21 protein-coding genes are annotated in these 21,111 nt (G+C 63.6%); 13 read left to right on the top strand and 8 right to left on the bottom strand.

Going from position 1 to position 21,111, the window contains the following annotated elements:
• Positions 1 to 10: 10 nt before the first annotated feature.
• The 4 genes from thiE to AB0O52_RS02790 all read left to right on the top strand — a co-directional run bounded on the left by thiE (position 11) and on the right by AB0O52_RS02790 (position 5,134).
• Positions 11 to 700 carry a thiamine phosphate synthase gene (thiE, locus tag AB0O52_RS02805; RefSeq protein ID WP_364533029.1) on the top strand — a complete coding sequence of 230 codons (690 nt, stop codon included), beginning with the start codon at positions 11 to 13 and terminating at the stop codon, positions 698 to 700.
• A 37-nt stretch (positions 701 to 737) separates the two neighbouring features.
• Positions 738 to 2,252, top strand: coding sequence for an RNB domain-containing ribonuclease (locus AB0O52_RS02800; protein WP_364533026.1), 1,515 nt, complete (start codon positions 738 to 740; stop codon positions 2,250 to 2,252).
• 288 nt (positions 2,253 to 2,540) lie between these two features.
• A complete protein-coding gene (locus AB0O52_RS02795; RefSeq protein WP_364533023.1) occupies positions 2,541 to 4,262 on the top strand; it encodes a DEAD/DEAH box helicase in 1,722 nt (573 codons plus the stop codon).
• Positions 4,263 to 4,270: 8 nt separating this feature from the next.
• Positions 4,271 to 5,134: a DNA methyltransferase gene (locus AB0O52_RS02790; protein WP_364533020.1), complete on the top strand. Its 864-nt coding sequence runs from the start codon at positions 4,271 to 4,273 to the stop codon at positions 5,132 to 5,134.
• Here the strand turns inward: AB0O52_RS02790 and AB0O52_RS02785 are convergent.
• Positions 5,131 to 5,976, bottom strand: a complete 846-nt coding sequence (locus AB0O52_RS02785) for a PHP domain-containing protein (RefSeq protein WP_364533017.1) — start codon at positions 5,974 to 5,976, stop codon at positions 5,131 to 5,133. The genes AB0O52_RS02790 and AB0O52_RS02785 overlap by 4 nt on opposite strands.
• A gap of 80 nt (positions 5,977 to 6,056) precedes the next feature.
• On the opposite strand from AB0O52_RS02785, the gene AB0O52_RS02780 reads away from it, so the two are divergent.
• The 5 genes from AB0O52_RS02780 (at position 6,057) to AB0O52_RS02760 (ending at position 12,112) form a co-directional block, all read left to right on the top strand.
• Positions 6,057 to 7,640, top strand: coding sequence for an aminopeptidase P family protein (locus AB0O52_RS02780; protein ID WP_364533014.1), 1,584 nt, complete (start codon positions 6,057 to 6,059; stop codon positions 7,638 to 7,640).
• A 412-nt stretch (positions 7,641 to 8,052) separates the two neighbouring features.
• Complete coding sequence (locus AB0O52_RS02775; protein ID WP_364533011.1) at positions 8,053 to 8,895, top strand: hypothetical protein; 843 nt, start codon at positions 8,053 to 8,055, stop codon at positions 8,893 to 8,895.
• Complete coding sequence (locus AB0O52_RS02770) at positions 8,892 to 9,671, top strand: ABC transporter ATP-binding protein (RefSeq protein ID WP_364533008.1); 780 nt, start codon at positions 8,892 to 8,894, stop codon at positions 9,669 to 9,671. The genes AB0O52_RS02775 and AB0O52_RS02770 overlap by 4 nt, the downstream gene beginning before the upstream one ends.
• Positions 9,628 to 11,631 carry an ABC transporter permease gene (locus AB0O52_RS02765; protein WP_364533005.1) on the top strand — a complete coding sequence of 668 codons (2,004 nt, stop codon included), beginning with the start codon at positions 9,628 to 9,630 and terminating at the stop codon, positions 11,629 to 11,631. Before AB0O52_RS02770 ends, AB0O52_RS02765 begins: the two co-directional genes overlap by 44 nt.
• Entirely contained in the window at positions 11,525 to 12,112 is a 588-nt protein-coding gene (locus tag AB0O52_RS02760; protein ID WP_364533003.1) for an FtsX-like permease family protein, read from the top strand. Before AB0O52_RS02765 ends, AB0O52_RS02760 begins: the two co-directional genes overlap by 107 nt.
• A gap of 47 nt (positions 12,113 to 12,159) precedes the next feature.
• On the opposite strand, the gene AB0O52_RS02755 is transcribed toward AB0O52_RS02760, so the two are convergent.
• Entirely contained in the window at positions 12,160 to 12,969 is an 810-nt protein-coding gene (locus AB0O52_RS02755; protein ID WP_364533000.1) for a general stress protein, read from the bottom strand.
• Between the two features lie 76 nt (positions 12,970 to 13,045).
• On the opposite strand from AB0O52_RS02755, the gene AB0O52_RS02750 reads away from it, so the two are divergent.
• The 3 genes from AB0O52_RS02750 to AB0O52_RS02740 are packed head-to-tail and all read left to right on the top strand — an operon-like array spanning position 13,046 to position 16,156.
• On the top strand, positions 13,046 to 14,329 hold the full coding sequence (locus tag AB0O52_RS02750) for a CBS domain-containing protein (protein WP_364532998.1): 1,284 nt from the start codon (positions 13,046 to 13,048) through the stop codon (positions 14,327 to 14,329).
• A gap of 49 nt (positions 14,330 to 14,378) precedes the next feature.
• Positions 14,379 to 15,017 carry a DUF1003 domain-containing protein gene (locus AB0O52_RS02745; protein ID WP_364533779.1) on the top strand — a complete coding sequence of 213 codons (639 nt, stop codon included), beginning with the start codon at positions 14,379 to 14,381 and terminating at the stop codon, positions 15,015 to 15,017.
• A gap of 11 nt (positions 15,018 to 15,028) precedes the next feature.
• Positions 15,029 to 16,156, top strand: coding sequence for an Mrp/NBP35 family ATP-binding protein (locus AB0O52_RS02740; RefSeq protein ID WP_364532996.1), 1,128 nt, complete (start codon positions 15,029 to 15,031; stop codon positions 16,154 to 16,156).
• Between the two features lie 3 nt (positions 16,157 to 16,159).
• Here AB0O52_RS02740 and AB0O52_RS02735 read toward each other — a convergent pair whose 3' ends face one another.
• Genes AB0O52_RS02735 through sigE form a run of 3 tightly spaced genes read right to left on the bottom strand, consistent with a single transcriptional unit; the run spans position 16,160 to position 18,137 of the window.
• Complete coding sequence (locus AB0O52_RS02735) at positions 16,160 to 16,543, bottom strand: twin-arginine translocase TatA/TatE family subunit (RefSeq protein WP_364532994.1); 384 nt, start codon at positions 16,541 to 16,543, stop codon at positions 16,160 to 16,162.
• 31 nt (positions 16,544 to 16,574) lie between these two features.
• Positions 16,575 to 17,456 carry a hypothetical protein gene (locus tag AB0O52_RS02730; RefSeq protein WP_364532992.1) on the bottom strand — a complete coding sequence of 294 codons (882 nt, stop codon included), beginning with the start codon at positions 17,454 to 17,456 and terminating at the stop codon, positions 16,575 to 16,577.
• A gap of 36 nt (positions 17,457 to 17,492) precedes the next feature.
• A complete protein-coding gene (sigE, locus tag AB0O52_RS02725) occupies positions 17,493 to 18,137 on the bottom strand; it encodes an RNA polymerase sigma factor SigE (protein WP_234748318.1) in 645 nt (214 codons plus the stop codon).
• A 259-nt stretch (positions 18,138 to 18,396) separates the two neighbouring features.
• Between sigE and AB0O52_RS02720 the strand changes: the two genes are divergently transcribed.
• Entirely contained in the window at positions 18,397 to 19,029 is a 633-nt protein-coding gene (locus AB0O52_RS02720; RefSeq protein ID WP_028264931.1) for an O-methyltransferase, read from the top strand.
• 75 nt (positions 19,030 to 19,104) lie between these two features.
• Here AB0O52_RS02720 and AB0O52_RS02715 read toward each other — a convergent pair whose 3' ends face one another.
• The 3 genes from AB0O52_RS02715 to AB0O52_RS02705 form a co-directional block, all read right to left on the bottom strand.
• Positions 19,105 to 19,272, bottom strand: coding sequence for a DUF3117 domain-containing protein (locus AB0O52_RS02715; RefSeq protein WP_009357720.1), 168 nt, complete (start codon positions 19,270 to 19,272; stop codon positions 19,105 to 19,107).
• Positions 19,273 to 19,502: 230 nt separating this feature from the next.
• Complete coding sequence (locus AB0O52_RS02710; protein ID WP_364533776.1) at positions 19,503 to 20,714, bottom strand: hypothetical protein; 1,212 nt, start codon at positions 20,712 to 20,714, stop codon at positions 19,503 to 19,505.
• Positions 20,715 to 20,749: 35 nt separating this feature from the next.
• Positions 20,750 to 21,085, bottom strand: coding sequence for a DivIVA domain-containing protein (locus AB0O52_RS02705; RefSeq protein WP_364532989.1), 336 nt, complete (start codon positions 21,083 to 21,085; stop codon positions 20,750 to 20,752).
• Positions 21,086 to 21,111 lie beyond the last annotated feature (26 nt).

Genomic DNA, 21,111 nt, shown 5'->3' with positions numbered 1-21,111 from the left:
CTCTGTTTCCATGACCCCGCACGATGTCCACACCACCGCCCGCCTGTACCTCTGCACCGACGCCCGGAAGCAACAGGGGGATTTTGAGCAGTTTGTCGATGCCGCATTCGAGGGCGGCGTGGACATCATCCAACTGCGTGACAAGACGATTGAAGCGGCCGAGGAACTGGAGCTCCTGGAGACACTGCGCTCCGTGGCTCACCGTCACGGCCGTCTCTGGGCAGTCAACGACCGCGCGGACGTGGCGTCCCTCTCCAACGCACCGGTGTTCCATATCGGCCAAAAGGACATTCCGCTGCGCTCGGCCCGCAAGCTGCTCCACGACCGCACCATCATCGGCCTCTCCACGCACACGCCGGATCAGATTGACGCAGCCGTCGCGGCGTCGCCTGGCCGCAGCGGCCTGGACTACTTCTGCGTCGGACCCGTGTGGGCCACGCCCACCAAGCCGGGACGTTCCGCCGTCGGGCTCGATCTGGTGAAGTACGCCGCCAACGCGGTGAAGCAGGCAGACGAAGAGACCGTCGGCGGGGTTATGCTCCCCTGGTTTGCGATCGGCGGCATCGATCTCAGCAACGTGGAAGAGGTCGTTCGGGCCGGCGCGAGCCGCATCGTGGTGGTCCGCGCCATCACTGAGGCGGAGGATCCGACGTCGGCAGCCCGGGCACTCCTGGCTGCCTTGGACGCAGCGGCGGCCTAGCGAGACTCCGGAAGATTTTGGAGTTACCCTGACTTTCGTGTCACATCAGCGGTTAGCCCCGAATGTCAGTGAAACGTCGAACCGGCTCGCGGAAGCGCTGGCGGCGCTTCGGACTGAACTCGAGCTGCCCGCAGGTTATCCCGCTGAAGCGCTGCGGGACGCCGAAGCCGCTGTTTCCGGACACACCCTGCCGGCCCAGGACTGCACGGACGTCCCGTTCATCACGATCGACCCCGTCTCTTCCACGGATCTCGACCAGGCCCTCTTCATTGACCGGTCCGGTGATGGTTACAGGGTTCTCTACGCCATCTCCGATGTGCCCTCCTTTGTGCCACCGGGAGGCGCGCTCGACGCCGAGACCCGCCGCCGCGGGCAAACGTACTATGCCCCTGACGGCCGCATACCGCTGCACCCCGAGATCATCAGCGAGCATGCCGGGAGCTTGCTGGCCGGCCAGACGTGCGGCGCGTTCGTGTGGGACTTCGAACTCGATGCCGAGGCGGAGTTCCGCACCGTCTCCGTGCGTCGGGCGAGCATACGAAGCCGCGCCAAGCTCGACTACAAGGGCGTGCAGCGGGCGATCGATTCCGGAACGGCTGATCCCGTCCTGCAGCTGCTCAAGGAAGTCGGGCTCAAGCGGGTGGAACTCGAACGCCGCCGTGGCGGGGCCAGCCTGAACATGCCCGAGCAGGAAATCGTCCAACTGCCCGACGGCGAGGGGTACAGGATCGTCGCCGCTCCCTCGCTGCCGGTGGAGGATTGGAACGCCCAGATTTCGCTCATGACCGGGATGGCCGCCGCCCAGTTGATGCTCGACGGCAAGGTGGGAATCCTGCGTACCATGCCCGCCCCCGACGAGCGCTCGCTGCTCCATTTCAAACGGCAAGCGGGGGCACTCGGGAAGCCCTGGACCGAGGGGACCAGCTATGGCGAGTACCTGCGGACCCTCGACGCAAAGGACCCCCGGCAACTCGCCATCCTCCATTCAGCGGGGCTGCTTTTCCGTGGTGCCGGGTACACGCCTTTCGACGGCGAGGTGCCCGGAAGCGTCATGCAGTCAGCCATCGGGGCTCCGTATGCCCACACCACCGCGCCATTGCGCCGGCTTGTCGATCGTTTCGTGCTGGTCATCTGCGAAGCGTTGAGCAATGGAACAGAGATCCCTGCATGGGCCCGGCATGCTTTGCCGAGCCTGCCCGAGATCATGGCGTCATCCGACCAGCTTGCCGCCAAAATGGAGCGCCTCGCCCTGGACACCGTCGAGGCAGCGCTCCTTGTCAACCACATCGGACAGGAATTCGACGCGGTAGTGATTTCCGGATCGAAACCGGCCAGGAACAACGGAAACGGCAACGGGAACAGCACCAACGGCAACAACGGCAATGGCAATGGGAACGGAACCCCGCACGGCCCGTACGGCATCGTCCAGATCGCCGAGCCCGCGGTCACCGCCCGTTGCGACGGCGAAATGGAGTCGGGCACGAAGGTCCGCGTGAAACTGCTCGACGCGGACATTGCCACCCGCCAAATCACCTTCGAACTGCTCCCCTAGCGCATTCCGTCCGCAGGGCCGGAGCCGCGATCCGGGGATTATCGCCCCCAGACGCTAGACTGGGTGAGTAGTAATGGATGCCCGGTCGTTGATTCAGTTAATTTTTTGACATCAACAAGCCCGCCCCTACGCGATCTTGAGATACACCAGCTGGTCCCCAGTGCCAGTATTTAGATAGCCCGCGATCGGCTTCCACTGGATTTGCTTGCGCCCATCCGTGCTCCGGAACGGCCCTGCCACAACCGTTGAGCACGCAGCGCAGCCCAAATGAATAAGGAAAACTCCACTGTGAGTGAATTGCACACCCATGAAGTTCTGACAGACGGAACCGAAACGATCGAACCCGAGGAAACCATTTCCTCGGATGAGACACCCCACGAGATCGCAGAAAAGACCTTCGCCGACTACAACGTCCGCGCCGACATCGTTGAATCCCTCGCCGACGCCGGAATCACCCACCCGTTTCCCATCCAGGCCATGACCCTCCCGGTCGCGCTGGGCGGTCACGACATCATCGGCCAGGCCAAGACCGGTACCGGAAAGACCCTCGGTTTCGGCATTCCGGCGCTGCAGCGCGTCGTTGGACCCGGCGACGCCGGCCACGACAAGCTCGCTGTCCCGGGTGCACCCCAGGCCCTCGTGATTGTTCCTACCCGCGAACTCGCCGTTCAGGTTGCCAACGACCTGCAGACGGCATCCCGGAAGCGCAACGCCCGCATCGCCACCATCTATGGCGGCCGCGCCTACGAGCCCCAGATCGAAGCCCTGCAAAAGGGTGTCGAGGTTGTTGTCGGCACGCCCGGCCGTTTGATCGACCTCTACAAGCAGAGGCACCTGAACCTGAAGAACGTTCGCATGGTGATTCTCGACGAAGCAGACGAGATGCTCGACCTCGGCTTCCTTCCCGACGTCGAAACCCTGATTGCCGGCACACCCGCCGTCCGCCAGACCCTCCTCTTCTCGGCCACAATGCCCGGCCCGGTCATCGCCATGGCCCGCCGTTACATGACGCAGCCCACGCACATCCGTGCCGCCGACCCTGACGACGAAGGCCTGACCAAGCGGGACATCCGGCAGCTCATCTACCGTGCCCACAGCATGGACAAGGTCGAGGTCGTCGCCCGCATCCTGCAGGCCCGCGGCCGCGGCCGGACCATCATCTTCACCAAGACCAAGCGCACCGCGGCCAAGGTTGCCGAAGAACTCGTAGACCGCGGTTTCGCGGCCGCCGCCATCCACGGTGACCTGGGCCAGGGCGCCCGCGAGCAGGCGCTCCGGGCCTTCCGCAACAACAAGGTGGACGTCCTCGTGGCCACCGACGTCGCGGCCCGCGGCATCGACGTCGATGACGTCACGCACGTGATCAACTACCAGTGCGTCGAAGACGAAAAGATCTACTTGCACCGCGTCGGCCGCACCGGCCGCGCAGGCAACAAGGGCACGGCCGTGACGTTCGTCGATTGGGACGACATGCCGCGCTGGGGCCTGATCAACAAGGCCCTGGGCCTGAGCTACCCGGAGCCCGTGGAAACCTACTCCTCGTCGCCGCACCTTTTCGAGGAACTGGACATCCCCGCGGGCACCAAGGGCCGCCTGCCCCGCGACAAGCGCACCCTCGCGGGCGTCGACGCCGAGGTCCTGGAAGACCTGGGCGAGACCGGCAAGAAGAACTCCCGTTCCAGCGGCGATTCCGGGCGTGGACGCACGGGCCGCGACGGCGGGCGTGATGGTGGCCGTGAAGGCGCCCGCCGCGCTCCCAGGTCAGGCGACGCTCCGTCCCGCGAAGGAGACGGTGAGGGCGGACGCAACCGCACCCGCCGCCGTCGTACCTCCGAAGGCGAAGCAGCCCCCGCTGAAGGTTCAGTTCAGTCTGCCGAGCCCCAATCCGGGCAGGCACAGTCCGGCGAGGGCACGGACAAGCCGTCCCGCGCACGCCGCTCCCGCACCCGCCGCCGCAACGGCGAAGTGGTGTCCGCTTCCGGTGCATCCGGTGAGAGCACCGAGGCTTAACGGCCTCGATGACTGACATTGTTTGGGCGCCGGACGGCAGCAATTTGGTGGTTCACGCGGACAACGCGGATTTCCTCCCGACGCTGCCGGACGGCGCCTTCACACTGATTTACGTCGACCCGCCCTTCAATACGGGCCGGGTCCAGAGCCGCCAGGAAACGCGCATGGTCCGCAACGCCGACGGCGACGGCGACCGCGTCGGCTTCAAAGGACGCTCCTATGACACCATCAAGGGCGCCCTGCACAAATACGACGACGCTTTCAGCGACTACTGGTCCTTCCTGGAACCCCGGCTCGTGGAGGCTTGGCGGCTGCTCGCCGACGACGGCACCCTGTACCTGCATCTGGACTACCGCGAAGTGCACTACGCCAAGGTCATGCTGGACTCGATCTTCGGCAGGGAGTGTTTCCTGAACGAGATCATCTGGGCCTACGACTACGGCGCACGCGCCAAGAACCGCTGGCCCACCAAGCACGACAACATCCTCGTGTACGTCAAGAACCCTGCGAAGTACCACTTCGACAACGCCGAGGTCGACCGTGAGCCGTACATGGCGCCGGGCCTCGTGACGCCGGCCAAAAGGGAACTGGGGAAGCTTCCCACGGACGTTTGGTGGCACACCATCGTTTCCCCGACCGGCCGGGAAAAGACCGGCTATCCGACGCAAAAGCCCGAAGGCCTGGTCCGGCGGATCGTCACCGCGTCCAGCCGGCCGGGAGACTGGTGCCTCGACTTCTTCGCCGGCTCAGGCACGCTCGGTTCGGTCGCGGCGAAACTCGAGCGCAAGTTCGTGTGCGTGGACCAGAACGCCCCGGCCATCGAAGTGATGCGGAAGCGCTTGGACGGCAAGGCCGCTTTCTACCCCGGCTAGCGGACCACCGAACTCCCCGTGCCCAGTTCCTCGATGCGGGCCAGGACATCGGGGGACGTCAGGTTCTCCCCGAGCAGATTGGGTTTGCCGGTTCCGTGGTAGTCGGAGGAACCGGTGATGAACAGCCCGTGTTCGGCGGCCAGTCGCCGCAGGAACACGCGGCCCTCCTCCGGGTTGTCGCGGTGTTCCACTTCCAGCCCCATGAGGCCCGCATCGATCATTTCCCCGTAGGTCCGTTCCCCGACCACCCGGCCGCGGGCCGAGGCCACCGGATGCGCGAAGACGGGAACACCGCCCGCCGCCCGGACGAGCTCGACGGCGAGCGCCGGGTCCGGTGCGTAGTGCTGCACGAAGTAGCGCGAGTGCGACGTCAGGATCGCGGTGAACGCCTCTGAGCGGCTCTCGACCGCACCGGCCGCCACGAGGGCGTCGGCGATGTGGGGCCGGCCCACAGTGGCACCGGGAGCCACATGATGGATGACATCATCCCAGCTCAAGGGGTAGTCCTCGGCCAGGAGCGTGACCATGCGCTTGGCGCGGGTGAGCCTCGCGTCTTTCGCTTTGGTGATTTCCTCGAGCAGGCCGGGGTGTCCGGGATCATGGAGGTAGCTCAGCAGATGGACGCTGATCCCCTCCCGGGTGCGGCACGAAATCTCCATTCCCGGCACGAAAGCCACCCCGAATTCGAGGGCCGCGACGGAGGCCTGCTCCCATCCGTCAGTGGAATCGTGGTCGGTCAAGGCCACCACATCCAGCCCCGCGGCAGATGCGGAAGCGATCACTCCCGCGGGAGCCTCGGTCCCGTCGGAAACATTGGAGTGCGCGTGCAGGTCGATCTTCACTTTCCAAGCGTATTTGATGAGGGACGGCTTGGACCGCTGCGCCGCTGGCCTAGTATCGGCCTGGATGGGACTATTGGACGGTGAACGATGCAGATAACACCCAAAACGGTGAAACCACAGCCTCCCAGCCCCTGGAGGAGCGCGTCAACAACCGCTCCCAGCGGCCCACATCCGATGCCTTCAAGGCGTTCATGGCCAGCAATTGGGCGCCAGCGCCGCAGGTGACCCCTGCGCGTGACGCCGTCGCAGACCATGCCGCCACGCGTCGTCGGGCCATCTCCGACAAGTTCGCGGGCCTGCGCCTCGTCGTACCGGCGGGCCCGCTCAAGGTCCGCTCGAACGATTGCGACTACCGCTTCCGCCCCCACTCCGGATTTGCCCACCTCACGGGCTTGGGCCTGGACCACGAGCCCGATGCCGTGCTGGTCCTGGAACCTGTCGAGGAGGGAACCGGCGACGACGGCGGCAACCACCTCGCGACGCTCTACTTCCGTCCGCTGGCCGGCCGGGACACGGAACAGTTCTACGCCGACTCGCGTTCCGGCGAGTTCTGGATCGGCGCTCGCCCGACGCTCACCGAATTCGAAGCGCGCCTCGGGCTCAGGACCGCGCACATCGACGAACTCGAGATGGCCATCACGAAGAACGTAGGTGCCCCGGAAATCGGTGGCATCTCCATTCGCCTGGTCCGCAAAGTCGACGAGAACATCGACGCCCTCGTGGACACCGCCCGCTACAACACAGCCAAGGATCCGGAAAACCTGGACCTCGGCGAACTCGATGCCCTCGACGAGCTGCTGAGCGAGGCGCTTTCCGAGCTGCGCTTGCTCAAGGACGCCTGGGAAATCGAGCAAATGAAGATCGCCGTGTCCGCGACCGTGGAGGGTTTCGCCGACGTCGTCCGCGCCCTCCCCCGCGCCATGACCCACCACCGCGGCGAGCGCGTCATCGAAGGTGCTTTCTTCGCGCGTGCCCGTGAAGAAGGGAACGAGCTCGGCTACGACACCATCGCTGCCGCCGGAAACAACGCCACGGTGCTGCACTGGACGCGGAACACGGGCAAGGTCAACGCCGGGGAACTCGTGCTGCTCGACGCCGGCGTAGAGGCAGATTCGCTCTACACCGCCGACGTCACCCGCACCATTCCCGCCAATGGAAAGTTCTCGGACGTCCAGCGCAAGGTCTACGAAGCCGTCCTTGACGCCGCCGACGCCGGATTCGCCGCGGCCCAGCCGGGCGTGAAGTTCCGCGATATCCACACTGCGGCCACCACGGTCCTCGCGGAGCGCCTGGCCGAGTGGGGCCTGCTTCCCGTCTCCGTCGAGGAAGCCATCAGTGCCGAAGGCCAGCAGCACCGCCGCTGGATGCCGCACGGTACGAGCCACCACCTGGGCCTGGACGTCCACGACTGTGCCCAGGCCAGGCGTGACCTCTACCTGGACGGCGTACTCACCGAGGGCATGGTGTTCACCATCGAACCCGGGCTCTACTTCAAGAACGAGGACCTTGCCATTCCGGAGGAATACCGCGGAATCGGCGTCCGGATCGAGGACGACATCCTGATGACGGCAGACGGCCCGGTAAACCTCAGCGCCGCTCTCCCGCGCAAGGCCGACGACGTCGAGTCCTGGATGGCGGGCATCTACCAGGACGCCGAAGCGTAACTGCTGAGCCAATCGCAAGAGGAGGGCTACCGGATGTTGATCCGGTAGCCCTCCTTTTTTCATGAATCCCGGGTCAACACGTAGATGGCGGCTGCCGTCCACTTAATTTCGGGATTTTTGCACTGAGATTTGCGGATTTGACCACTGAGATTGACGAAATCCACACTGAGACGCCCCTCGGCACTTGTACCCTCCTCCTAGGCGCAGCACCTGACCTGCCACGGCGCGGTCCGTTGGCGGCGAGGCTTGTGCCGCGCCGCCAACGAACCAAGTGAGACAGCAAGGATACGAACAACACTGAATTTGGGGGGACTGCGTGCGCTTGCCACTGTTCAATATTTTCGAATTTCCAAAGCACAAGAATTTCTATGAGGCGATCCATGCCGCTGGGCCCGCTGGCGCGTGGAAGCTCATGAAGGAGCTGGACACCCTCGATCGGCCCATCTACCGGGCACGACAACCAGACGTAAACAATTTCGAGGTCTTGAGAGCCCGGGCCTTGAATTTCATGAATGCTGTCCCCCGGCTCGATGGCTTCGACAAGTATTTGCACGCCACGAGCTTTGCCGGGTACGGACCGAAGCTGCAGTTTGAATCGACTTTCATCAATCTGTGGATGAAAGAACCTGAGACCCTGTTCCGCGATGTCGTCGCCGTCGATGGACGCGAGCACCTTCACGAGGCGGCGTCGGGTGGCGGAGGGGTCATCGCGCTCCCGCTGCAACTGGGACCCTCATATGCGGCCGTTCCCATGCTCGCATATGAGATGCCGACGACGACGCTCTACAACCGGATGAATTTTGACGAGATCCGCGTAGCGTCCTTTCCTGATTTGGACTTCCGCGGGATCCAGCTCGGGAGCGCATCCGCGATGCGCTCTGGCCTGACGGCCCTGCGTGAAGGCAGGATCTTTTCCATGTTCCCGGAACGGGACCCCCGCGGGGTGGATGAACACCATGCCCGAATTCCATTCCTGGGGACGACCATCATGGTTCCCACAGGTCCGGTTATCCTGAGCGATGTTTCCGGTGCCCCCATGGTCCCCGTCACGCTCAGGGCCATCGGCAACGGCCGGTTTCGACTCAAATACCATCCTGCTGTTCCGGCGCCGGAATCTCGGCATGAACGTCGCCGCTCCCTGCTGGCCGTTTGGGATGTCATTGAGTCGGAGCTTCTCGCCGGAGACGTCGGAGAATGGGAGATGTGGTTCGCATTTGACCGGGTGCTCCCCCAGGTCTGGACCATCGAGACATGACCGGCAGCATTCCCGCCATTTCCCTCAAAGGCGTTCGTCGCCACTATGACGACGGCGCCGGAAACGAGAAAGCTGCTCTAGACATTGTTGAGCTGGAGGTCCGGCCTGGTGAACTTGTCGCCGTCATTGGACCATCTGGATCCGGCAAGTCAACCCTGCTCCAATTGGTCGGTGGAATCGATTCCCCGACTGCGGGGAGTATCGACGTAGCAGGACTCCGGGTATCCGGGTTGGACGAAAAGCAGAAGACAATCTTCCGGCGGGAGAATATCGGATTCATTTTCCAGGCATTTCACCTTGTTCCAAGCATGACGGTGGTGGAGAACGTCGCGTTGTCATCGATTGTTTCGGGTCAAAGAGGCTTTCGTTGGCGAGCAGATGCGCTGGTGGTCCTCGATCAGCTGGGACTGCTTGAATATGCCGATAGATTTCCCGATCAGTTGTCTGGAGGGCAACGTCAGCGGGTCGCCGTAGGTCGAGCGCTGTTTGGGAGTCCCAGCATCGTTCTCGCCGATGAACCGACGGGAAGTCTCGACTCAAGAAATAGGGATGTTGTTCTCGGCCTGATTCGCGACGCGATTGGAGACGATCGTCGTACCAGCGGGCTGATGGTCACCCATGATCCACACGCTGCGAGCTATGCCGACCGGATCATCGCACTGCGGGACGGGAAGATCATTGATCAACTTGACCTGACCCTCAGCACACCACAGCAGGACGGAGATTCTCACCATGATGAGCGCATTCGCTCGTGGTTTGCGGCAACTTCGCTTTGATTTTCCACGATATGGAGTCGCAGCTGTTGCGCTGGTGTTCGGCGTTGCGCTCATTTTCGGCACTTTGCTCACATCGAAAAGTATCAACGACCAGCTCTCACAAGGGGTTGGTTCATTATCCGGCGTAGGCGACGTGGCGGTAGTGCCGGCTATTCCCGGGACCACGGCTCCCGAGAGCGCCGTTGCGGAAATAGCGGACCTCCCTGGCGTTGCGACGTGGATACCGACTCTGGCTCGGACGTCGAGCGTCCGGCCCGCGGGAACGGTTGGCATAGGCCACCAGCTCGTGGTCACGGGTTACCCGGCCGCGTTCAACACAGAGCTTCAACTCATGAGGCTCGAGCTTCGGGGCCGGCTCCCTGCCGTAAACAAGCCCGAGGCCCTGGTTCCGGCTGACGTCGCATCGCGCCTAGGGGTGGACGTAAACGATCCGTTGGTGGTCGCGTCGAGCGACGGGAATACGCAACTTCGCGTCGCGGGCGTGTTCAATGGCAGGGTTCTTGGTCCGCTGGCATACGACAACATCTTTATCGATTTGTCTTACGCCCAGATGATATTCAACCAGCAGGGCCAGGTATCAAGAATTGACATCCAGCTGGCGGCCGGACACTCAGCGGAACGCTGGCAGAGCGAGTATTCGTCCAGCCTGCCTCCCCTGTTCAAAGTGCAGGACACTTCTGCCCTCAATTCGACCCTCGGTCCCCTCATCGCGGTTGTTTCACTCATCTTGATGATCGCCTCCTGCACCGTCCTCGGAATCTCCATCCTCCTATCAGCGACGGCGTTCCAATCCGTCGTCAATGCCCGCCGGCTGACCTACGGAGTTATGAGGGCTGTCGGCGCCCGCGGCTCCTGGCTGGCAGGCGCGGTCCTGTGTGAGGCACTGATGCTTGCGTTCGCGTGCTCGGTGCTCGGGTTGGGGCTTGGGTTTGGCGTCAGCTGGATCCTCAACCAAGTCCTCTCGTTGATCGGCAACATACCTCCGGCAACTGTAGTGGCCGGACTTTGGGAATTTCTGCTTGCCATCATGAGCGGCGTCGCTGCGGGCTGCGCCGGGGCGGCCCGGGCGCTAGTCAAAGTGCTACGCCAGGCCCCTCTTTTGGCCATCTCGCCTGAAGTCGCGGAGCGCAGGTCGGGGCAGAGACTCCGTGCCGTCGTCGGCATCATTTTCCTCATATTGGGAGTCGGCAGCTACTGGCTTGACTCCGTCGTCGTAAAGGTCGTTGGCGTCGCCCTCTCGCTGGCCGCTGTTGGTTTCCTCGCCCCGTTAATTCTCGTAGCCGCCACCAGGCTACAGATCTTCAAGGGATGGACCGGCAGGGCCGCGGCTCAGCGCCTGCGCAAACACGCGTCGCTCGACTCCACGACGGCCATCATGGGCGTTGTCGTCTGCCTGGGTGCCGCCCTTGTGATCGGGGTCGGCTCGGTAAGGAGCGCGATGATGGAACAGATTGCCCGCCAATTCGGAGCCGACATTCAAATTTCGTCCACGACACCCATCACGGAAAAATTAGACGAACGTCTGGGGTCGATTCAAATGATCAACAGGGTTTCCGACACCGTTTGGGACCGGGGAGCATTAGAGTTCCAGGGCACGACGAGCCAGATTGCAATCCTGGCTGTTGATCCAAACAGCTACTTCGCCACAGCTCAGCTTCCATGGCGCCAAGGAAGTGACGGGTCCGCACCCCTTGCGCTGAAAAGTGGGGGTGCGGTCATCATTCCTGAAGCTCTCGCCGCGAGCAACGAGATTTCCTTGGGCGACACCGTCAGATTAGGTCGGGCCGGGAAGACCCTCTCGCTTCGTGTCGTTGGGACGTTTGCCTCCTTGGGCAACGGGGAACCAGGTGGTGATGAGTCGCGACACCGCAGACGAGCTCGGAATCACTGGATCCAACGGCTGGAATGTCGAAGCGAAGCCGGGCGTCGACGTCACAGCGCTTCGGGACCTGATCGCTGATTCGGTTGCCGACATCCCTGGGGTCTCGGTGATCACGGCCGCCAAAATGAGGGAGCGCGCAGAATCAGAGCTCGGTTCGTACGCCGGAGCTGCCTTCGGCATCGTGGTCCTTGCGCTTAGTCTCGGCGCGGTAGGCGCCGCCGGCCTGTTCTCAGTCGGAGTCGCTCGCCGGGAGAAAGAGTTCGGGATGCTGCGCGCGATTGGTGCCACCCGGGGCGACATATCGAGGCTCGTTGCCGCTGACGCGATCTTGACCGGAATTGCGTCCTTGGCAGGGGGCCTTCTCGTTGGTCAGTTGGCCGGGTGGGTCCTGACCCAGCTTGTCGCCGGGGCACTCGGCGTAACGCTGAGTCCTGCTGTCACCGTCCTGGCATTCAGTGGAATCGCAATTGTCACCTTGACGGCGTTATGCCTTGCGGCGATAGGACCGAGCCGCAGGGCGGCTCGAATAGAGCCGGTAGCTGCCCTGAGGGCTGAGTAATGGCCGATAGCAGCCTGGGCGGCCATTCGGAGCCGGTCCCGCAATAACTACTGCTTGGCCGGGTCCTCACCGTTGGCGGCTTGCTCGCCGGTTCCGGGTTCGTTCACCCGTACACCGTACTGCGGACGGCCGTCGGGAAGGTCCGGGTAGCGAACGCCGGCCGGCCGCGGGGCCGGCGCCGGGGCAGGCTGAGCGGGTTCGCTGGCCGTTCCCTGTCCGGCTTCGGGTCCACGCTGGCCATAAGGGTCCTGCCAGGACGCTGGACGTTCCGGGGCCGGGCCCTGTGGCGCGTTCGGATGGACCGGCGGGTTCCGGTAGTCCTGCGGCGTGTATGCCTGCGGCGGCCGGCCGAAGGCTGCCTCGGAAGGATTCATCGGCAGCTGGTGAAGGAGACGGCGGGCTTCGTGTGATGCCTCAAGCGCGACAATGACGTCATAGTTCGTCGCCACTACCTGGCTGGTGGACGTGAAGTCCCGCTTCCCGCGCTGGGCAGCGTAGGTGACGATCCCGAAGAGCATGAAGAATGCCGCACCCATGAGAACCGACGTCACAATCGAGAAGGGGCCGCCGGCCGGGGTAAAGAACGAAAGCATGACGCCCACGAACAGGCCGAACCACATACCGCTCAGGGCGCCGGACAAAGCGACCCGGGGGTAACTGAGCCGTCCCGTTACCCGCTCCACCATTTTGAGGTCGTTTCCGACAATGGAGACATGCTGGACGGGGAACTGCTGGTCGGCAAGATAATCCACCGCCTTCTGGGCATCGAGATAGGAAGTGTAAGAGCCCACAGTGTCGCCCTTGGGGACGCTGCGGGATTCCTCCGTGGCCTTAGGGGCACCGAAAATGTTCGCCATACCCCCATTCTGTCCCATACACATGTGAACCGGCTGAAATTCAGCTAAAAGAGAGCAGACTCGGTAGCCTGTAAGGGTGAGCACAAATCCTTCACGCATCTTCGTTGCGCGCTTGCTCGGCCTCGACGTTTTCGACCCCTTGGGCGATCGCCTGGGCCGGCTGCGCGACGTCGTGGTGCTCTCCCGCGGCTTGCGCGGGGCGCCGCACGCGGTGGGTATCGTCGTCGAAGTTCCGGGCAAGAAGCGCGTCTTCGTTCCCATGACCAGGCTGACGTCAATGGATCAGAGCCAGATTATCTGCACCGGCCTGGTCAATCTGCGCCGCTTCCAGCAACGCGGTGCCGAGCAGCTGGTGGTCGGCGAGCTGTTCGACCGCAAGGTGACGCTCAAGGACGGCAGCGGCGACGCCATCATCGAAGACATAGCCATGGACCAGCAGCGCAATGGTGACTGGCTGGTCTCCAAACTTTTCGTTCGACGCGGCACGTCTACCTCCAGGCTTCGGGGGCTGCGCCGCGGTCACACCCTGCTGGTGGACTGGGCGGATACGCTGCAGGGCTCCGAGAACGATCCCCAGGGTGCCAGCCACTTCGTCGCCACTCACGAGGACCTCAAACCGGCCGACTTCGCGGACGCGCTCCAGGAGATGTCGGACAAGCGACGGATCGAAGTGGCCAGCGAGCTGCAGGACGAACGCCTCGCCGACGTGCTCCAGGAATTGCCGGAAGAAGACCAGGTAACGCTCCTGTCCGCCCTGGACAACGAACGCGCGGCCGACGTACTGGAAGAGATGGACCCGGACGACGCCGCGGACCTGTTGGCAGACCTGCCTTCCGCGAAGGCCGAGGAACTGCTGCTCCTGATGGAGCCCGACGAGGCTGACGACGTCCGCAGGCTTCTGCAGTATGACGAAGACACTGCCGGCGGCCTCATGACCCCGGTCCCCGTCATCCTGCCCCCGGAAGCCACGGTCGCTGAAGCGCTGGCCCATGTGCGCAGCGAGGAGCTCTCACCCGCCCTGGCCTCGGCCATCTTTATCTGCCGTCCGCCGCTGGAGACCCCCACGGGACGTTTCCTCGGCGTCGTTCACATCCAGCAATTGCTCCGCAGCGCTCCGCCCGAACAGCTGGGCAGCATCGTGGACAAGAACCTTGAGCCGGTTTCCGATCACGCAAGCGTCAGCGAGGTCAGCCACACCATGGCCTCCTACAACCTCAACTCCCTCCCGGTCGTGAACAGCGCCGGTCGCCTCGTCGGGGCGGTGACTGTTGATGACCTCCTGGATCATTTGCTCCCGGACGACTGGCGAACCCACGAAGACGGAGCCCCGATCAGGAAACTAGGAGGCCGAATTGGCTGAGAAGCCCACCAGCGGAGGACTGGACACACCACTCGAGCTGCGTTCGCGCATGTTGCCGAATTTCAGCAGCGATCCCGATGCCTTCGGCCGATTTGCCGAGCGCTTCGCCCGGTACATGGGTACGGCGAATTTCCTGTTCTACATGACGATCTTCGTGATCGTCTGGATCGCGTTCAATGTTGTTGGCTTGTTCGGCTTCCAATGGGATCCGTACCCGTTCATCCTCCTCAATCTTTTCTTCTCCACGCAGGCCTCCTACGCTGCGCCCCTGATCCTGTTGGCCCAGAACCGCCAGGATGACCGGGACCGCGTGACAATCGAGCAGGACCGAGCCCGTGACGAACGCAATCTGGCGGACACCGAATACCTGACCCGGGAGGTCGCGGCTCTTCGTATCGCCCTGCGCGAGGTCGCCACCAGGGACTACGTGCGTGCCGAACTCCGCTCGCTGCTGTCGGATCTGCTCGAAGCCCAGGAAGAGATGGGCACGAACAATCGCGATGGCGCGAACAATGGCGAGAAAGCCAAAGACAAGACCAGGGAAAAGCGCGACAAACAGCGTAATCCCCGCACACAGCAGATCCCGAAAATCCACCCTGCGCACTCCAGCGCAACCCAAGCAGAATCCGGACTCTCAACAGTCGGCACCTCGCCGAGCCCGGGTTCCCCCGCCCAGCCTGAAAGCTGAACATCCAAGCCATGAGCACACCATCTGCCGAGGCCCTCAACGCTGCCTTGGCAACCGTCATCGATCCCGAACTCCGCCGTCCCATCACGGAGTTGGGGATGCTGGATTCGGTCGAGGCCAACCCGGACGGAACCGTCCGGGTTGCGGTGCTACTGACCATCGCCGGCTGCCCCCTGCGTGAGACGATCACGGCCGACGCCACCGCTGCCCTTGCGAGGGTTCCGGGAGTGACGGGCGTCGAGGTCGAACTCAAGGTGATGACGCAGCCGCAACGCGACGCCCTCAAGGAGCGGCTGCGGGGCGCCGGCGGGCAACGCGGAATCCCCTTCAACGAGCCCGGATCCCTGACGAAGGTCTTCGCCGTCGCCAGCGGCAAGGGCGGTGTAGGAAAGTCCTCGGTGACGGTCAACCTTGCGTGTGCTCTTGCTGCGCAGGGACTGCGCGTGGGAATCGTCGACGCCGATGTCCACGGTTTCTCCGTCCCGGGCCTCATGGGAATCACGCAGCAGCCCACACGGGTGGACGACATGATCCTTCCGCCCGTGGCCTTCGGCGTGAAGGTGATCTCGATTGGCATGTTTGTTTCCGGAAACAAGGCGGTGGCCTGGCGCGGGCCCATGCTCCACCGTGCACTGGAGCAATTCCTTACGGACGTCTATTTCGGCGATCTGGATGCCCTGTTCCTGGATCTTCCGCCAGGCACGGGCGACATCGCCATCTCGGTGGCGCAGTTGCTTCCCAACGCTGAAATCCTCGTGGTGACCACCCCGCAGGCCGCAGCGGCGGATGTTGCCGAGAGGGCCGGAACCATCGCAACGCAGACCGGCCAGAAGCTTGCCGGAGTCGTGGAGAACATGTCCTTCCTGGAGATGCCCGACGGCGGCAGGATGGAATTGTTCGGAAGCGGCGGCGGGCGGGTGCTGGCTGAGCGGTTGAGCGCCGCCGTCGGAACCGACGTTCCGCTGTTGGGACAGATCCCCTTGGACATCCGTCTGCGCGAAGGCGGAGACGCGGGCCGCCCCGTGGTGTTGACGGCTCCGGAGACGGCCGCGGCACAGGCCCTTCAGGGCATCGCGGGCAAGCTCAACGCCAAGCCGCGCGGCCTCGCCGGAATGTCCCTCGGGATCCAGCCAAAATAGCTTCTAGGTGGCCTCGGCGTCGAAGGGCGCCTTTTCACCGACGGAAAGCCGTTCAACAACCCGCTCGGGAGCTTTCGCCGGGGTGTCCACGGCTGCAACAGCGGCAGGCGCACCGTCACTGACGGGCTTCGTGTCGTCGTCGAGCAGTGCTTCCTTGATGATCCGGCGCGGATCGTACTGGCGCGGGTCATACTTCTTCCAGTCGACTTCATCGATGTCGATGCCGACTTCTTCCTTGATCTGTTCACGGGCACCGGACGCCATGCGCCGCAGTTCCTTGACCAGATTCGTCAGCTTCCGCGTGTATTCAGGCAAACGGCTGGGGCCGATCACGATGACGCCGATGATCAGCAGGATGAGAAACTCCGAGCCATTGATTCCAAACACGTATCGAAGATTACCTTGTCCGTTGGTCCGCTCAGAAACCCGCAAGGGCCGCCAGGGCATGAAGTCCCCGTTGCAGCCGTTCATTCCAGGTTTCTGAACTGTTTTCGGCGGGCCGGGCCACTACCAGCGAATCGCCCGCCTTCACGAGCTCAGGAACGGCCCCCGCAGCCTGGTTGGCAGGCATGTCGGAGGAATAACGCAGCACGGCCACCGGCGAGGAGTAGACGGCTTGCCACGGGGCACCCTGGGTGATGGAGAGCTGGGTCCCCGAAGCGCCGCTGCCCTCCAGGTGCTGCTCCACGAGGGTGGCGTGGTGGTCACCGTCGCTGAGGTGCAGTTCGACGGCGGGGTGCCCGTCCTGCATCAAGGCCCGGGCGGAAACCACGTGGTATCCCATGCTTGCCATCTCGGGACATGCCCAACCGTCTCTGCGCAGTTCGGACAACTGCTGCTCGCTCAGGCTCACCGTCCCGGCTACGCTCACGGGCAGACTCAACTGCGAACCTGTCACGGGGAGTTGCTCTCCGGCGTTTCCGGGCACGGTTGAACTAACCAGGGTCCGGACTTCCTGCTCTCCACGGTTGGACGCCTGCGGCGCAACTTCACCACCTAGCGCGTAGGCCGCAACCGCCAGGATTCCAGCACTCACGGCGAGTCCGCCGGCCGCGGCGCTGGCAAGCCGGATACCGTGCCACACGCTTCGCTGGGACGCAGGGCGTTCCGGAAAATCGGTTTGCGCCAACCGCTGGGTGTGTTCGATCAGCCTGTTGGTGAAATCCTGGCTGGCCTCGGGGACGGCGGCACGGCGAAGCCGTTCCAGGTATTGGCGTTCCCGCAGTACCGCGGCGCGGCATTGAGAACATTCCTGCAGGTGGCCCGGGGCGCGGCTGTGCCGGATATTTCCCCGAGTCAAAACACCGCGTCGTCCTTTCAGCAAACCCATCGTCGACTAAAGGAGTCCGGCGATGCGCGGCATCTTGAGCCGGGGTTTGCGGGCTTGGACTGGACGCGGGTCCCTGTGCGCCAGCTTTTCACGGAGCATTGTCCGTCCGCGGTGGATGCGGGACCTGACTGTCCCCAGTTTTACGTCAAGTGCTTCGGCAACTTCGTCGTAGGAAAGGCCTTCAAGATCGCAAAGCACGACGGCGGCGCGAAAGTCCGGGGGGAGTTCTTCCAAGGCGCGCTGGACGTCAAGATCGAGGTTGTTCAGCTCGAAGCTCTGCTCGGGACCGGGTTCATGCCCGGGCAGCCGGGATTCGGCGTCTTCGGCCAGGGCATCGAAGCGTATGCGGCTCTTCCGACGGGCCTGGTCAAGGAAGAGGTTGGTGGTGATGCGGTGCAGCCAGCCGTCGAGTGTGCCTGGCTTGAAGTTTTCGAGCGAACGGAAGACCCTGACGAAGACTTCCTGGGTGAGGTCCTCGGCGTCGAACTTGTTTCCGGTGAGCCGGTAGGCAAGGCGGAAGACCTTGGCGGAGTGATTCTCCACCACTTCCTCCCAGCTTGGCCTGACCCATTCCTCGGCCGGAGGGGCCGTGTCGGTGGAACCCAGGACTGCTGCCGTTGTCTGGACTGGCGCAGCACTTGATGCCCGCATCGTCCGCTCCCCTCAAACTGTTTGTCATCCTGCCGGTCACTCAGGAGTTCGTTGCCGGCCCTCGCTTGGATGGCTGGATATTTATCATCCCAGCCTTGGCTGAGATTTTGCTGATCACAGGCAGGCTTTTCCCGCAGAGCGAACATTGTCCGCAAAGACACGCGGGAAGACACAGAATTGCGGGCCGCAGGCGTCCGGGCCGTGCGGCCCGTAGCCAGTAGTCTGGAAGCAATACCCCTCTGCCTGGAAAGCGAACCCCATGAGTGCCGACAAGTCAACCAGCTGGTCCTACGCAGAAGATCTGCCTGCCGAGGACGACGTGTTGCTTCGCGCCCGTGAACGCTCCTTCGAGCTGGGCGTTACTCCTGTGAGCCCCGGCGTCGGCGCCGTCCTGACAGTCCTGGCCGCGGCGTCGAAAGCCCAGACTGTTGTGGAGGTGGGCTCCGGGGCAGGCGTCTCGGGCGTGTGCCTGCTGCGGGGCCTCAGTCCGCAGGCTGTCCTGACCACTATCGACGTCGACGTCGAGCACCTCAAGGCCGCCCGCGAAGCCTTCCTGGAATCCGGCAGTCCGGCGAACCGGACCCGGACAATCTCAGGCCGCGCGGCCGATGTCTTGCCGCGCCTCACCGACTCCGCTTACGATCTCGTGTTCATCGACGCCGACAAACCCAACTTTCCCGGTTACGTCGAGCAAGCCATCCGGCTGCTCAAGTCCGGTGGAACACTGGTCATCAATGACGCCCTGGACAAGGACAAGGTTTCCAACCCGGCCGCCAGGGACAGTACCACCGTCGTGTTGCGCCAGATCGGCAAGGCCATCCGCGACGACGAGCGGCTCTCTTCGGCGATGCTTCCCACAGGTGACGGCTTGCTGGTGGCGGTAAAGAAGTAGTCGGCCAGCCATCGCTTTCAGGCTTAAACATGAAAGCAGGGCGCCGGCTCTTCCGCCGGGCCCTGCCCAGTGAATCTATTCTGTGACGCCCACGAGGCATTCCTTGAGGTTCGCCGCCTCTGCTGCGTTGAGCTCGACCACCAGCCGTCCTCCGCCTTCGAGCGGCACACGCATGATCAGGCTGCGGCCCTCTTTGGTTACTTCCATAGGGCCGTCGCCAGTACGTGGTTTCATAGCCGCCATTAGGAAAATCCCCTCCAGTTGTCCCAAGTCCCGCCAACCCGGCCGGGCTGGCTCCGCGTGGAATTTACGGCGTCGACAGTCATGGCAGTTCAGTCGTCGTCGCCGGGCACCCGAGAGTGCCTTTGTCCGTGCTTGTGTCCATTATCTCGTAATTACCCGCCCGTAGCTAATTGATGGACTTTTCCCGGCGGGCCGCGATCGGGCCTGAACAGGCGAAAGGCCGCGCGGCATCACGGCGGGTAGTCGCCGCCGCCCGGCAACTGCGCCCACGCCCACAGCCAAACGATCCAAACGATCTGGAGGAGGAAGAACATGACCACCACCGTGCCGCGGTAGGCCTTCGAGCGGGACAACCAGGCCGCGCTGAGCGCCAAGGGGAACAAGGGCAAGAGCATCCGGAACGTGCTCGTCTGGGGGTGCAGGAAGACCAGAAGGTAGCCCATGTAGCACGTGCACCATAGCCTCAGCTCAGTGCCCAGGGCCCGGACTGGTTTGCTCAACATCAACAGGGCAAAGAGCGCCACGAAGACAAACGGCGCCAGAACACCGAGCACCGGTCCGAAGAGCACCTGGCCAGTTTCGAACCATGGCTTGAACGGAATGAGATCGGCCCCGCGCCAAACAGTCTCTGTCTTGGTGTAGGCCAGCGGATCCCCCGTGACCGCCCAGGCAATGGCCGGCCACGCGAGGGCGCCCGCCACGCTGACCACCACAAGCGCGGCCAGCGATCCAAGGTCACGGAGCGTCGGCACGGTGTCGGGCCCTGGGCGGCGACCGAACCTCTTCCACAAGTGGTGGAGCAGGAGCAGCCCCGCCATGGCCGCGAAGGGCACTCCCGTGGGCCGCGACAGGCACATGAGCAAGACCACGGGCATCGCGCCAAGATACTTGCGTCGCACCACAAGCAAAAGCGAACCCGCCAGCAGCAAGGTATTGAGGGATTCCGCGTAGGGGACCTGCAGTATGGCCGAGACCGGGAACATCGAGAAGAAGGTCAGTGCCCACAGCGCCGTGCTTCGCCCGGCGAATTCCCGGAACAGTTTGTAGACCACCATGGCCGCCCCGAGCCCTGCCACCATGGCAATGACTGTCAGCGCCGGCAGGGCCGCCAGTCCAGTGAGAGCACCGAGCGCCCTGGCAAGGTAGGGGAAGAGCGGATAGAACGCCCACGAATTCTCGGCGACACCGCCGTTCGCATCGACCGGCAAAACAGACGGATAGCCGTTGTTTGCTGCTTCGGCGTACCAGCGCCCGTCCCAGATCGTGATGAAGTTCCAGTAGTCCGGTGCTGGTGGAAACCACGGATTGACGCCTTGCTGCAACGCCGCAGCCATGAAGATACAAGCGCTGACAAGTCTCGAAGCGATGTAAACAAGGGCGACCTGGACCCACCACGGCCAGCCCGCAGCGTGGGCTCCGACGCGGTGCAGCCTTCGGGCCAGGGATCCCTTCGGGGACCGGGTTTCGACCGACGGGGTCACTCTTTTGGTTCTTCCCGGTTCCCGGCTGCTTCAAGGGCCAGTTTCAGCCGTTCGATTTCCCTCTCTTGGGAGGTCAGCTGATCCCGCAGCTCATCGAGCACCTCATCCACCTGGTCCATCCGGTAGCCCCGCAGGCCAAGGGCAAAGCGCACGCGGTCGACGTCGGACGCCTTGGCTCCGGCCGGTAACAGAACGGGCGGCAGGTTCGGAACGGGTTCATCCAAACCTGCGCCGGAGTCGCGGCTGGACCCCGCCATTCCGGCACCGAGGAACAACACGGCACCGATGACGACAATCGCGAGAAAGACCAGGAAAAAGCTCACAACAACCATCGTGCCAGACTCAGCTGAGAGCTCAG

Origin of the sequence: Arthrobacter sp. NPDC080073 (assembly GCF_040686575.1) — a bacterium.
Classification (GTDB): Bacteria; Actinomycetota; Actinomycetes; order Actinomycetales; family Micrococcaceae; genus Arthrobacter.
This window is presented reverse-complemented; position numbering and strand designations above follow the sequence as displayed.

Excerpts from the sequence above, each read along its gene's own strand:
- AB0O52_RS02715 (WP_009357720.1), bottom strand. The coding sequence starts at position 19,272 with ATGGCGGCTATGAAACCACGTACTGGCGACGGCCCTATGGAAGTAACC.
- AB0O52_RS02775 (WP_364533011.1), top strand. The coding sequence starts at position 8,053 with ATGAAGGAGCTGGACACCCTCGATCGGCCCATCTACCGGGCACGACAA.
- AB0O52_RS02745 (WP_364533779.1), top strand. The coding sequence starts at position 14,379 with ATGTTGCCGAATTTCAGCAGCGATCCCGATGCCTTCGGCCGATTTGCC.
- AB0O52_RS02765 (WP_364533005.1), top strand. The coding sequence starts at position 9,628 with ATGATGAGCGCATTCGCTCGTGGTTTGCGGCAACTTCGCTTTGATTTT.
- AB0O52_RS02720 (WP_028264931.1), top strand. The coding sequence starts at position 18,397 with ATGAGTGCCGACAAGTCAACCAGCTGGTCCTACGCAGAAGATCTGCCT.
- AB0O52_RS02705 (WP_364532989.1), bottom strand. The coding sequence starts at position 21,085 with ATGGTTGTTGTGAGCTTTTTCCTGGTCTTTCTCGCGATTGTCGTCATC.
- AB0O52_RS02740 (WP_364532996.1), top strand. The coding sequence starts at position 15,029 with ATGAGCACACCATCTGCCGAGGCCCTCAACGCTGCCTTGGCAACCGTC.
- AB0O52_RS02790 (WP_364533020.1), top strand. The coding sequence starts at position 4,271 with ATGACTGACATTGTTTGGGCGCCGGACGGCAGCAATTTGGTGGTTCAC.
- sigE (WP_234748318.1), bottom strand. The coding sequence starts at position 18,137 with ATGCGGGCATCAAGTGCTGCGCCAGTCCAGACAACGGCAGCAGTCCTG.
- AB0O52_RS02760 (WP_364533003.1), top strand. The coding sequence starts at position 11,525 with ATGAGTCGCGACACCGCAGACGAGCTCGGAATCACTGGATCCAACGGC.
- AB0O52_RS02755 (WP_364533000.1), bottom strand. The coding sequence starts at position 12,969 with ATGGCGAACATTTTCGGTGCCCCTAAGGCCACGGAGGAATCCCGCAGC.
- thiE (WP_364533029.1), top strand. The coding sequence starts at position 11 with ATGACCCCGCACGATGTCCACACCACCGCCCGCCTGTACCTCTGCACC.
- AB0O52_RS02770 (WP_364533008.1), top strand. The coding sequence starts at position 8,892 with ATGACCGGCAGCATTCCCGCCATTTCCCTCAAAGGCGTTCGTCGCCAC.